This is a genomic window from Pseudonocardia wallangbongensis (assembly GCF_054486945.1).
Genome location: NZ_JBRERS010000011.1, coordinates 250,070 through 262,301, shown reverse-complemented (window position 1 = coordinate 262,301; position 12,232 = coordinate 250,070). Strand labels below are relative to the sequence as shown.

Sequence of the window (12,232 nt, the reverse complement as noted above, 5' to 3'; positions counted from 1 at the left end):
CCGAGCGCGCTGTGGTGCTGTGCGTGGACGAGAAGAGCCAGGTCCAGGCCCTGGACCGGTCCGCGCCGGTGCTACCGATGATGCCCGCCGTCCCGCAGCGGCAGACCCACACCTACATCCGCCCCGCAGATCGATACGGCACCACCAGCCTGTTCGCCGCACTCGACGTGGTCACCGGCCACGTCCACGCCAGCCTGCACCGGCGCCACCGCGCCGCGGAGTTCAAAAAGTTCCTCGCCCAGCTCGACCGCGAGGTCCCGGCCGAGCTCGACGTGCACCTCATCCTGGACAACTACGCCACCCACAAGACCCCCGAGATCCGCCGCTGGCTCGCCCGCCACCCCCGCTTCCACCTGCACTTCACCCCGACCAGCAGCTCCTGGCTCAACCTCGTCGAACGCCTCTTCGCCGAACTCACCACCCGAATGCTGCGCCGCGGCGTGCACCGCAGCGTCGCCGAACTCGAAGCCGACATCCGCACCTGGATCCAGCACTGGAACGACAACCCCCGCCCCTACGTCTGGACCAAAACCGCCGAACAGATCCTCGACTCGATCGGCGCCTACTGCCAACGGCTTCTTAAGCCGACTAACGGCTCAGGACACTAGCTGAAGAAGGCGCTCCGGCGCTGGCTGAGCAGCCGGTAGAGGGTGTGCTGGATGGTCTCGCGCACCTGGTCGGTCAGGTTGAACACCGTCATCGGGTCGTCCGCCTCGGCGGGGTCGATCGAGTCGGTGCGGATCGGCTCGCCGAACTCGATGTACCACTTCGACGGCAGCGGGACGAGCCCGAGCGGCCCGAACAGCGGGAAGAGCGGGGTGATCGGGAAGTACGGCGCCCCGAACAGCCGGGCGAGCGGCTTGATGTCGCCGATCTTCGGATAGATCTCCTCCGCACCGACGATCGAGCACGGGATGATCGGCACCCCGCAGCGCAGGGCGGCCGAGACGAAACCGCCACGGCCGAACCGCTGCAGCTTGTACCGGTCGCGGAACGGCTTGCCGATCCCCTTGAACCCTTCCGGCCACACACCCACGAGCTCGCCGGACGACATGAGCCGCTCCGCGTCCGCGGTGCACGCGAGGGTGCTGCCCTGCTTGCGCGCCAGCGCACCCACCACGGGGAGCTGGAACATCAGGTCGGCGCCGAGCATCCGCAGGTTCCGCTCTGCGGGGTGGTCGTCGTGCAGGGCCACGGCGGTCATCAGGGAGTCCAGCGGGAGCGTGCCCGAGTGGTTGGCCACCACCAGCGCGCCACCGACATCCGGCACGTGGTCCATGCCGATCGTCTCCACGCGGAACCAGCTGCGGTACAGCGGCCGCAGCGCGGGCAGGATGACGTGTTCGGTGAGGTCGAGGTCGAACCCGAACTCGTCGACGGCGTAGTCGCCCTCCAACCGCCTCCGCAGGAAGGCGAGCGACTCGGCGAGCGCCTCCTCCCAGGCGTTCTCGGGTTCCGCCTCGCGCGGCACCTCGTCGGCATCACCCCACGTCCGCCGACGATCATCGGCGCGCAGTGGGATCACCCGGGCTTCGGCCATCGGGGCTCGCTCCTCCTCGGCGCGAGGGCCGGTGGTGCTGTGCGCGGCGCGGCGGCGGGGCGTCATCGCAGCATCCTCATCCCTGGTTCCTCGTCACCGCAGCGCCCTCGCGGCGGCGAGCACGCCCCGCTCGAGCGTGGCGAACCGCTCTGGGTCCACCACGGGACGCAGCCCCCGCCCGCGGACGTAGTCGTCGAAGGCCTGCACCGTGGTCCAGCGCGGGGTGAAGCCGAACTGCCGGCGCAGCCTGCGGTTGTCCACCACGCGACCGAAGTTGAGCAGCCGCATCTGCTCCGGTGAGAAGTCGACGAGCCGGGCGCCACGGAACAACCTGCTCACCGGGCCGACGATGGGGCTCGGTACCGGGATCGGCACCCGGCCCGCCCGGCGGATCGCCTGCGAGAGCAGCAGCACGCCGTCCGCGGCGACGTTGAAGACGCCCGGGACGTCCTCGCTGGCCGCGCGTTCGAGCACCGCGAGCCCGTCCTCCTCGTGCAACAGCTGCACGCGCGCGTCGTAACCGAGCACGATCGGGACGGCGGGCAGCGCGAAGTACCGGGTGAAGACGGTGTCGATACGCGGACCGATGAAGTTCGAGAACCGCAGCGTGGTGACCGACACGTCGGGGCGCCTGCGCGCGAAGCCGCGCAGGTAGCCCTCGATCTCGACCGCGTCCTTGGCGTACCCGCCGGAAGGCAGGTCTTTCGGTGTCATGGTCTCGTCGAACAGCGCCGGGTCGCGCGAGCTCGACCCGTACACCGCCGTGGTGGACTTGAGCACCATGCGCCGCACCGACGGCGCCTTCTGGCACGCGGCGAGCAGCTGCATCGTGCCGATGACGTTCATCTCCTTCATCGCCACCCGGCCCCCGGACGAGCCCGGGTTGGCGGAGAGCGAGGCGTGGACGACGGTGTCGACCGACGCGGTGGAGATGACCTTCGAGATCAGCGGGTTGCGGATGTCGGCGCGGACGAACTCGGCCCGCCCCATGCGGCGGAGCAGATCCCGCGGGGGCGGCACGGTGTCCACCCCGAGCACCCGGTCGATGTCCGGGTTCTGCGCGAGTCGAGCGGCGAGATGGCCACCGAGGAACCGGCTGACCCCGGTGACGAGCACGACGGATGGCGGCACGGCCCTACCCCAGGAACGCAAATGGATGCGGCGAGTGACCGATGGTAGACCGCCCGCGGCGGGAGTGCGGCTACGAGTTCGCCGGAGTGAGCGGACGCACCGCAGGTAAACGCAGTCCCGGGCGCGCCGTCACGCTGCGCCCGGGACGCGTGGTCACTTGCCGAGCTTGCGCCGCTGCACGCGGGTGCGGCGGAGGAGCTTGCGGTGCTTCTTCTTCGACATCCGCTTGCGGCGCTTCTTGATGACGGAGCCCATACGTGGCGGCCCTTCCTGTCGGGACGCGGCCCGGGGGCGGGCCACTGATCGTGCGGTGGAGGCGCGGCCGGCCGGGCGCAGCGCGACGGGCGTGCGCGGCCGGGCGATGACCGAGGACCTACTCTACCGGGGGTTCTCGGGCCGGGAGCGCCCCCGGGGTTCTACGACAGCCGGCACCGACCTCAGCCGGCGTCGAAGTAGGCGCTACGGAGGTACTCCTCCACCGCGTTCTTCGGTACGCGGAACGAACGCCCGACCCGGGCGGCGGGCAGCTCCCCGCCGTGGACGAGCCGGTACACGGTCATCTTCGACACCCGCATCGTGGCCGCGACCTCGGCGACCGTCAGGAACTGCACCTGCGAGAGGTGAATCTCCGAAGGCTCGGACTGCATCCGATCACCGCTTCCGTGGTCGCATCGGCCGTCCGGGCTCCCGTGCCCGGGACGGCGTCGATGTTCCGAATGAGCTTAGCGGTGCGGATGTGACGTGATCGAGGGGAGTGCTGCGCAGGAGAGTGGCCGGAGGCGGCGCGTCCGGGTGATTCCGCTGCCCCGTTCGGGGCAGCCCCCGTCAGCGGGCCGCTTTACCCAGCTCGACCGACCGGTCGCGAGCCGCCTCGATCGCCGCGATCAGGGCGGCCCGCACCCCGTGGCGCTCGAGCTCGCGGATGGCCGCGATCGTGGTGCCGGCGGGCGAGGTGACCGCCTCGCGCAGGATCACCGGGTGGTCGGTGGACTCGCGCAGCATCCTCGCCGCCCCGAACGCCGACTGCACGATGAGGTCGGCGGCGACGGCGCGGGGCAGGCCGAGCAGTATCCCCGCGTCGATCATCGCCTCGACGAGGAAGAAGAAGTACGCCGGCCCGGACCCGGACAGCGCCGTCACCGCGTCCTGCTGCGACTCCGGAAGCCGCACGACCCGCCCCACCGAGGACAGCATCTTCTCCACGGCGGTCAGCTGCTCGTCGGTGGCGTGCGTGCCCGGCGAGACCGCGCTCATCGCCTCACCCACCAGCATCGGCGTGTTCGGCATCACCCGTACGACGGGTGTGCCGGCCGGGAGGGCGCCCTCGAACAGGGCCGTCGGGAGCCCCGCGCAGAGCGACACCACGAGGGTGCCGGGACGCAGCGCCGGTGCGAGCTCGGTGAGGATCGGCGCGATGTCCTGCGGCTTGACGGCCAGCACGACCATGTCGGAACGCCCGGCCGCCGTCGCCACGTCGACCGACTCGACCCCGAGCCGGGAGGTCAGCTCGGCGGCCCGCTCCGGGTGCCGCTCGGTGAACACGAGGTCGTCGGCGGCGCGCCCGCCGGCGAGCAGCCCGGCCAGCAGCGCCTCACCGATCTTCCCCGCCCCGAGCACAGCGATCCGTGTCATGGCTGGGAACGGTAGTCGCCCCCGGGGGGCGAGAGCGGGGACAGGGCCAGTTGGCGAGCCTGGCAGACCAGCCGGCCGGCCGCGTCGACGACCGTGACGTCCTCGTCGAACCAGTCGCCGGCCACCGCCGCGGACCGCGCCTCGATCCGGAGCCAGCCCGGCGCGGGCCGGCCCCGCAGCAGGGCGGTCAGCTGCACGGTGGGCGCCCAGCCGATGCGCCCGCCGAGGTTGAACACGGTGGGAGCCAGGATGTCCCCGGCGAGCAGGGCGAACAGGACGTCCGTCGGCTCCCCGCGCGGGCGGGCCCAGCCGCGCAACACCGGCGTCCCCTGCTCCCCCCGGGCGAAGGCGAACGTCGGGGTGTCGTAGCGCAGCTCGCAGGCGTTCGCGACACCGAGGGCGACGCCCTGGGTGCGCGGGTCGGTCGCCCCGGGCGTCGGTTCGGCCGGCACGTCGGGCAGGTCGCTCCACCGCACCCCGTCGTCGGTGAGCCGGCCGGCCGTCAGCGTCGCGGCGAGCATGAGCCGTTCGTCCTGCCGCAGCCGCACCGACACCACCGACACCGTCCGGCCGCGCTTGAGCACCTCGGTCTCCAGCTCCACCGGCCCCAGGTCGGGCGCGCGGAGGTAGTCGGCGGAGACGGCGAGCGGGTCGGGCGCCGCACCGGGCGCCTCGGCGTCGATGCGGGCCAGGCCCGCGCGGGCGAGCAGCACCATCAGCAGCCCCCCATGTGCCTTGGAGCCGACCGTGAATCGGCTACCCAGCTCGGCGGCGAAGCGGCCGTCGCCGAGCGCGGTCAGGCCGATCGCGTCCCGGAACGGTGTCTCGGCGTCGGCGGTAGCGGCGGATGGGAGCACGGAACAGACGTATCACCCAGCACGCCGTCGCGCGCGGCCGGTGTGATCGGCGTCTACCGCACGGGCAGCGCGGGCGGGTGGGCCGTGGGCTGCAGGTGCAGCCGGGCGAACAGCAACGACTCGGCGAGCAACGCCGCGCGTTCCGGCCGGGTGCGGCAGCGTCGCGTGCTGATCTCGACGACCACGACGCCCCCGTAACCGGACGCTGTGAGGCGCTCGCAGACCTCGGCGCACGGCTGCCCACCACGTCCCGGCACGAGGTGCTCGTCGCGTGGGGCGCCGCTGCCGTCGGCCAGGTGGACGTGCGTGAGCGCCGCGCCCATGCGGTCGAGCATGGCGAGCGCGTCGACACCCGAGGCCGCGGTGTGCGAGAGGTCGAGCGTGTAGTGCGCGTGGCCGACCTCGGTGGGGTCGAACCCGGGGCTGTACGGCACGGTGCGCACCCCGGACCGCGTGATCGGGAACATGTTCTCCACGGCGAGCGCGACCCCGGCGTGCTCACCCGCCCGCGCGACCTCGTCGGAGAACTGCGCGGCGTACCGGCGCTGCCAGCGGAACGGCGGGTGCAGCACCACCGTGCGGCAGTCGAGCGTGGCGGCGGCCGCGACCGAGCGCCGGATCCGGCCGATCGGGTCGGCACTCCACACCCGCTGCGTGACGGCCAGGCAGGGCGCGTGGATGGCCAGCACCGGTATCCCGAACCGCTCCGCGAGCCGCGCGACCGCAGCGACGTCCTGGCTGATCGGGTCGGTCCAGACCATCAGCTCGACGCCGTCGTACCCCAGCTCGGCGGCGAGCTCGAACGCCACCCGGGCCGACTCGGGGTAGACCGAGGCGGTGGAGAGCGCGACCGGCGGAGCCGGTGACTGCCCGGGCGGCACCGGGGTCATCTCCCGAGCAACACGAGGATGGCCGGGGAGACGGTGAGGAGCAGGCCCACGAGCACGGCGAACAGCGTGGTGCGCAGATCACTGCTACGCAGCAACGCCCGGACCACCACGACGAGGCCGACGGTGACGAGCACGGCCGCGGCCAGCGCCACCACCGGCAGGTCCCGCCAGAGGAAGCGGAACCCGACCCACAGCGCGGCGCCGCCGATCGCGCCCGCGATCCACTGCGCGATCACGGCAGCCCACGCCGGCCCCCCGCCAGCCTGCTCCTTCTCCTCGGTCTGGGCGGAGCGGCGGCGGGTGGGCACCTCGTCGTCGTCACCGGGGGCGAAGAAGCCGGTGGGCTCCTCGACCCCGTTGCGGTCGAGCCCGGCCGGGTAGTCGGCCCGGTAGTAGTCGTCGTCCTCGTCGTCCTCGTCGTCGAAGGACATCGGCGCCGCGGCCTGGGTGGCCGGACCGCCGTCGTCGCCGCGGCGCATGCCGTCCGCGCGGTTCTGGCGCCACGCATCCGCACCGGCGGGTGGGCCACCGATCATCGTGGGCCGGCCGTCGTCCGGCTCGAGCTCGTCGTCCGGCTCGAGCGGGCGACGCCTGCCCTGGACGCGGTTCTGGTGCCAGTCCTCCGCGCCGACCGGCGCCGCACCGACCATCGTGGACGGGCCGGCGTCGTCGTCGAGATCGTCCGGCTCCGGTTCCGGCCGCCTGCGCTGCTGGATGCGGCTGGTGGCGGCCGGATCGGCGTTCCGGCCGCGGCGGACGTGGGGCATCTGCTCGGTGGCGAGCTGCTCGTCGGGCCCGCCGCCCGGCGCGGCCTCGGGCTCCGGCGCGTCCCACGACCGCGGCGCCCGGGAACGTGGCTCCCGGCCCCGGGGTTCACGGCCGTTCGGGGGCGGCTCGGCGCCGCGGGGGTCCCACGCGGGTGCCTCCCGCTCCCGGGACCGGCGGGGCGGCTCCTCACGGGCCTCCCACGCCGGGGCGGCCTCACGGGCCTCCCAGGGCGCCTCCCCCCGCTCCTCGGGCGCCCGCCGTGCAGCACGTCGCGGCGGCGCCTCGCGCGGCTCCGGGTCGGCGTAGCGCGGATCGGGGTCGGCGTAGCGCGGATCGGGGTCGGCGTAGCGGGGTTCCGGGTCGGCGTACCGCGAGTCGGGCTCCGGGTACCGGGGTTCCGGCTCGGCGTAGCGCGGCTCGGGCTCAGCGTAGCGGGCCTCGCGTGCGGGCCCGGGGTCCCACTGCTCCTGCGCCGGACGTGCGTCCCGACCCGGCGCGTCGCGCCGCCCGCCGTCCCACGAGCCCTGGTCGTCCCACTGCCCGCCGTCCCAGCGCTCGGCCGCCCAGTCGTCGGACCCGGGCTCGTCCGCGCCCCAGGGATCGGGCGCCCGCTGCTCGGGTGCTCTCCGCTCGGGCGCCCGCTGCTCGGCGGCCCAGTCGGGCTCGCCGCCCGCCCGGCGCCTGCCTCCGGGCTCCCGCTGCACCGGCGGGGGCGGGGGTGGAAGCGGGGGCTCCGGTGCGGTGCGGCGCGGCTCCCGGGGTGGCTCCGACGGCCACTCCGAGGGCTCGGCGGCCGGAGGGGCGTAGCCCTCCTCGTCCGGCTCGTCGGCTTCCCGCCGGCGCCGCCGACGAGCGCCGGACACACTGCCGTCGCCGTGCGCGGCGAGCAGCTCGGCGACAGTGCGCTGACGTGGGTGGTCGGTCTCGGAGCTCATCCAGTACACCGTGCCTCGTACGTCGTCAAGCGTCCAAGCCGTTCGGGCGCGTCCTGCGCCGAGCGGTCGATCTGGGCCGTCCCATCGAGCGTGTCGAGCCTTCTCAGGATCACTCCTTCCCGCAGGGCCCACGGGCAGATCTCGAGCTGCGGCACCCGCAGCGCCCGCATCGCGGCCTCCGCGACGAGCGCGCCGGCGGCGAGCTGGTGGGCGCGGCTCGCGCTGACGCCCTCCAGCTCGGCGAGGTCCGCCGACGACATCCGGGTGACGAACGCGGCCAGCTGCCGGAGGCCGACGTCGGTGAGGGTGCGCCGGACCCGCGGCCCCGCACCGGACGGCGCAGCCCCGGTGAGACGGGCGAGGGACCGGAACGTCTTCGAGGTGCCGACGGCGAGGTCGGGCGGGCCCGACCGGCGCAGCTCGCGGCCCACCGGGGCCAGCTCGGCGTCGAGGCGCTCGCGCAGCTCCTCGATCTCCCGGCGTGCGGGCGGGTCGGACCTGAAGCGTTCGCGGGTGAGCCGGGCCGCGCCCAGTGGCAGGGACGCGGCGACGGCCGGTTGCTCGTCGAGCCCGGCGGCCAGTTCCAGCGAGCCGCCGCCGATGTCGAGCACGAGCAGCCGCCCGGCCGACCACCCGTACCAGCGGCGCACCGCCAGGAAGGTGTAGCGGGCCTCGTCCTCGCCCGGCAGCACCTCCAGGGCGACCCCGGTACGCGCCCGCACGCGCTCCAGCACGGCCGCCGAGTTGGTGGCGTCGCGCAGCGCCGAGGTGGCGAACGCGATCAGGTCGTCGCACCCGGCGGCCGCGGCGGCCGTGCCGGCCCGCTGGACGGCCCGGACGAGGGCGTCCGACCCGGCGGCGGTGAGCGCGCCGGTGGCGTCGAGGTGCTCCGTGAGCCGCAGCTCCGTCTTGTCGGACGTCATGGGCGTGGGGTGGCCACCCCGATGCGCGTCCACCACGAGCAGGTGGACGGTGTTGGAACCGACGTCGAGCACACCGAGGCGCACGCGATCAGGCTACTGCGTGCACGTGACGCTCCTGTGACCTAGCCGGTTGTGACGTGCGGCAGGACCGTCCCGACCTGCCTCGATCCACGAGTTGTCCACATGCCCACACCGTTGTCCACAGGATCGGCGCGATCGGCCCGCGAGGGCGCGGCGTCTGGGACGATTGCCGCATGGCCGGGGACGAAGAGCTCGAGCGCACGGTGCGGAAGCTGGCGATCGACCACGCCGAGACGCGCTGGCTCGCGCTCCGCCTGGACGACGATGCCAAGGAGATCCGCCAGGAGCTCCGGACGATGCGCGCCGAGCAGAACGCCCGGTTCGACGCGATCGATGGCCGGATCCACCAGCACGGGCTGGAGCTGCAAGAACATGGGGGTCGGTTCGGGTCGGTCGATACCCAGCTCCGCACGCTCACGCAGATGGTCGGGCAGGTGCTGGAGCGGCTCCCCGAAAAGCCGCGCAGCTGACCGGGAAAGAGGCAGTCAGCCGACGAGGAGCATGCGCCACCGAAGGAGCCGTCACCAGCGCGCCACGCCGGACGTGGGTCACCGTGTTCGTTCCAGGTACGAGGTGGTGCCGCGCTCGAGCGAGTCCAGCGCCCGGGCGCTACGACTCGAACTTGTACCCCAGGCCGCGCACCGTCACGAGGTGGCGCGGGGCGGACGGGTCGGATTCGACCTTCGAGCGCAGCCGCTTGACGTGAACGTCGAGGGTCTTCGTGTCGCCCACGTAGTCGGCGCCCCACACGCGGTCGATCAGCTGCCCGCGGGTGAGCACGCGGCCGACGTTGCGCAGCAGGTACTCCAGCAGGTCGAACTCCTTGAGCGGCAACGCGACGTCGGCGCCGCTCACCGAGACGACGTGCCGCTCGACGTCCATCCGCACCGGGCCCGCCTCGAGCACGCCGGGCTGGCCGTCGGTCTCCGCTCCGGCCTCACCGCCGCGACGCAGCACCGCGCGGACGCGCGCGATGAGCTCGCGGGCCGAGTACGGCTTCGTCACGTAGTCGTCGGCGCCCAGTTCTAGGCCGACCACCTTGTCGATCTCGCTGTCCCGGGCCGTCACCATGATCACCGGGACGGCGGAGCGGGTGCGGAGGGCCTTGCAGACGTCGGTGCCGCTCATGCCGGGGAGCATGAGGTCGAGCAGCACGATGTCGGCACCGTTGCGGTCGAACTCCTCGAGCGCGTCCTGCCCGGTGGCGGCGACGGCCGTGGTGAAGCCCTCCTTGCGCAGCAGGAAAGCGAGCGGGTCGGCGAAGGACTCCTCGTCCTCGACGATGAGCACCCTTGTCATGGATCTCCTCACCTCACCCGACGCGGTCGGGTACGTCGGCGGGCCGGCTCGTGGGGGCGGCCTGCCCGTGGTCGGACGCCGGGGCCGGCGCGGGGTCTGCGAGTTCCGTGCCCGGCTCGACGTGCACGGGCAGGCGCATCGTGAACGTCGAGCCGGTGCCGGGGCTGCTCCACAGCCGCACCTCGCCGCCGTGGTTCGCGAGCACGTGCTTGACGATCGCCAGGCCGAGGCCGGTGCCGCCGGTGGCGCGGGAACGGGCCGGGTCGACGCGGAAGAAGCGCTCGAACACGCGCTTCTGGTGCTCCGGCGCGATACCGATCCCCCGGTCCGTGACGGCGATCTCCACCCAGGTACCGCAGCGCCGGCGCGACACCGACACCGCCGAGTCGGCCGGCGAGTACGCGATGGCGTTCTCGACCAGGTTGGACAGGGCGGTGACCAGCAACGTCAGGTCACCGTCGACCTCGAGCCCGGTGGGCCGGTCCACGATGATCTCGATGCCGGCCGATTCCGCCGAGAGCCGCGACCGGGCCAGCGCCTCCTGCACGACCTCGTCGACGTCCACGACCTGCAGCTCCGGCAGGCGTTCCGCGCCGGTCAGCCGGGAGAGCGCGATCAGCTCGGTGACGAGGTTGCCCAGCCGGCTGGCCTCGTTGAGGATCTTCGTGCCGAACCGGCGGACCTCGGCCGGGTCGTCGGCCGCGTCGAGCACGGCCTCGGCGAGCAACCCGACGGCGCCCACGGGTGTCTTCAGCTCGTGGCTGACGTTCGCGACGAAGTCGCGCCGGGTGGCCTCCAGCCGCACCGCCTCGGACGTGTCGGCCGCCTCGACCATGCTGTAGCCGCCGCCCAGCGGGCGCACGTGGGCGAGCACGGCCGCGGGCTGGCGGCCGCGGTGGTCGAGCGGGGAGAGGTCGACGTCCACGGTGGTGCCCCCGTGGAGCACCTGCTGGCTGGCCGTGGCCGCGCGCGCGTCGGGGAGGCCACCGTGCACCACGCCGAGATCGGCCGCGCGGGGGTTGTGCAGCACGACGTCGCCGCCGCTGTCGAGCACGGCGAGACCCTCGTTCGTGGACCGGAAGACCCGCTCCAACAGGTCGGCGAACGGGGGGCCGGGCGCGGGGGCGGGCGGCGCCGGGACGGGTTCCTCCCGCCGGCGCCCCCAACGGAGCCCGAGCAGGAGGCCGAGTGCGAGCGCACCAGCCGCGATCGCCACGCAGAGCAGCGCGTCCACGAGCGCATGGTAGGCAGGCCGACCACCGACAAGGCCAGCTCGAGAGGCCCGTCGTGACGTGCCTGACGTCTCAGAACGGGTGAATTCCCCGGCCGTTCACGCCCCGTTCACCCGGGCGGGTGAGGAGACGCCCCGCTGCACGCCGTCGGCCCGCAGGGCTCGCCGGGGCGGAGCGGGGCAGAACTACCGCCCCTGGGCCGCCACTGCCGCCGCGGCGGCCACCGCCGCCTCCGGGTCGAGGTACCGCCCGCCCGGCACCGTCGGCCGCAGCTCGTCGTCCAGCTCGTAGAGCAGCGGGATCCCGGTGGGGATGTTCAGGCCGACGATCTCCTCGTCGGAGATCCGGTCGAGGTGCTTCACCAGCGCACGCAGCGAGTTGCCGTGCGCGGCGAGCAGCACGGTGCTGCCGGAGCGCAGGTCGGGCACGATCGCCGACTCCCAGTACGGCAGGAACCGCGCGACGACGTCGGCGAGGCACTCCGTGCGCGGCACCTCACCGGCCGCGTAGCGGGGGTCGCCCTCCTGGTCGTACTCCGATCCGGTCCCGATGGGCGGCGGCGGCACGTCGTACGAGCGGCGCCACTGCATGAACTGCGCCTCGCCGAACTCCTCGAGCGTCTGCTTCTTGTCCTTGCCCTGCAGCGCGCCGTAGTGCCGCTCGTTGAGCCGCCAGTCCCGCCGGACGGGGATCCAGTGCCGGTCGCACGCGTCCAGGGCGAGGTTCGCGGTGGAGATCGCGCGCCTGAGCACGGACGTGTGCACGACGTCGGGCAGCAGGCCGGCTTCGCCCATCAGCTCGCCACCGCGGCGGGCCTCCTGCTCCCCGGTCTCGGACAGCGGCACGTCCACCCACCCGGTGAACAGGTTCTCCGCGTTCCACACGCTCTGCCCGTGCCGCAGCAGCACCAGTGTTCCCATGCACCCAACTCTGCCAGGCGGGGT

Annotated in this window: 14 protein-coding genes; 2 read left to right on the top strand and 12 right to left on the bottom strand. The window is 73.5% G+C overall.

The window, feature by feature from the left end; genetic code table 11:
- Positions 1-608: IS630 family transposase (locus ACU436_RS32720; RefSeq protein WP_459030895.1), on the top strand; the 608-nt coding region annotated here is incomplete at its 5' end.
- Here the strand turns inward: ACU436_RS32720 and ACU436_RS32715 are convergent.
- The 9 genes from ACU436_RS32715 to ACU436_RS32675 all read right to left on the bottom strand — a co-directional run bounded on the left by ACU436_RS32715 (position 605) and on the right by ACU436_RS32675 (position 8,760).
- Positions 605-1,540: a lysophospholipid acyltransferase family protein gene (locus ACU436_RS32715; protein ID WP_459030903.1), complete on the bottom strand. Its 936-nt coding sequence runs from the start codon at positions 1,538-1,540 to the stop codon at positions 605-607. The two genes, ACU436_RS32720 and ACU436_RS32715, sit on opposite strands and share 4 nt — an antisense overlap.
- 93 nt (positions 1,541-1,633) lie before the next feature.
- Complete coding sequence (locus ACU436_RS32710) at positions 1,634-2,671, bottom strand: NAD-dependent epimerase/dehydratase family protein (protein ID WP_459030894.1); 1,038 nt, start codon at positions 2,669-2,671, stop codon at positions 1,634-1,636.
- A 153-nt stretch (positions 2,672-2,824) separates the two neighbouring features.
- Positions 2,825-2,926: a 30S ribosomal protein bS22 gene (locus ACU436_RS32705; protein ID WP_003402602.1), complete on the bottom strand. Its 102-nt coding sequence runs from the start codon at positions 2,924-2,926 to the stop codon at positions 2,825-2,827.
- Between the two features lie 182 nt (positions 2,927-3,108).
- Positions 3,109-3,318 carry a helix-turn-helix domain-containing protein gene (locus tag ACU436_RS32700; RefSeq protein WP_459030893.1) on the bottom strand — a complete coding sequence of 70 codons (210 nt, stop codon included), beginning with the start codon at positions 3,316-3,318 and terminating at the stop codon, positions 3,109-3,111.
- 178 nt (positions 3,319-3,496) lie between these two features.
- Entirely contained in the window at positions 3,497-4,303 is an 807-nt protein-coding gene (proC, locus tag ACU436_RS32695; RefSeq protein ID WP_459030892.1) for a pyrroline-5-carboxylate reductase, read from the bottom strand.
- Positions 4,300-5,160 carry a thioesterase family protein gene (locus tag ACU436_RS32690; protein WP_459030891.1) on the bottom strand — a complete coding sequence of 287 codons (861 nt, stop codon included), beginning with the start codon at positions 5,158-5,160 and terminating at the stop codon, positions 4,300-4,302. Before ACU436_RS32690 ends, proC begins: the two co-directional genes overlap by 4 nt.
- A gap of 53 nt (positions 5,161-5,213) precedes the next feature.
- Entirely contained in the window at positions 5,214-6,050 is an 837-nt protein-coding gene (locus ACU436_RS32685; protein ID WP_459030890.1) for a sugar phosphate isomerase/epimerase family protein, read from the bottom strand.
- The gene (locus ACU436_RS32680; protein WP_459030889.1) at positions 6,047-7,753 is read right to left on the bottom strand and encodes a hypothetical protein; all 1,707 of its coding nucleotides are present in this window, start codon (positions 7,751-7,753) and stop codon (positions 6,047-6,049) included. The genes ACU436_RS32685 and ACU436_RS32680 overlap by 4 nt, the downstream gene beginning before the upstream one ends.
- Complete coding sequence (locus ACU436_RS32675) at positions 7,750-8,760, bottom strand: Ppx/GppA family phosphatase (RefSeq protein ID WP_459030888.1); 1,011 nt, start codon at positions 8,758-8,760, stop codon at positions 7,750-7,752. The genes ACU436_RS32680 and ACU436_RS32675 overlap by 4 nt, the downstream gene beginning before the upstream one ends.
- A gap of 170 nt (positions 8,761-8,930) precedes the next feature.
- On the opposite strand from ACU436_RS32675, the gene ACU436_RS32670 reads away from it, so the two are divergent.
- Positions 8,931-9,227: a hypothetical protein gene (locus ACU436_RS32670; protein WP_459030887.1), complete on the top strand. Its 297-nt coding sequence runs from the start codon at positions 8,931-8,933 to the stop codon at positions 9,225-9,227.
- Between the two features lie 139 nt (positions 9,228-9,366).
- Here the strand turns inward: ACU436_RS32670 and ACU436_RS32665 are convergent, their stop codons facing one another.
- The 3 genes from ACU436_RS32665 to ACU436_RS32655 form a co-directional block, all read right to left on the bottom strand.
- On the bottom strand, positions 9,367-10,056 hold the full coding sequence (locus tag ACU436_RS32665; RefSeq protein WP_459030886.1) for a response regulator: 690 nt from the start codon (positions 10,054-10,056) through the stop codon (positions 9,367-9,369).
- 13 nt (positions 10,057-10,069) lie between these two features.
- On the bottom strand, positions 10,070-11,290 hold the full coding sequence (locus ACU436_RS32660; protein WP_459030885.1) for an ATP-binding protein: 1,221 nt from the start codon (positions 11,288-11,290) through the stop codon (positions 10,070-10,072).
- Positions 11,291-11,473: 183 nt separating this feature from the next.
- Positions 11,474-12,208, bottom strand: coding sequence for a phosphoglyceromutase (locus tag ACU436_RS32655; RefSeq protein ID WP_459030884.1), 735 nt, complete (start codon positions 12,206-12,208; stop codon positions 11,474-11,476).
- Positions 12,209-12,232 lie beyond the last annotated feature (24 nt).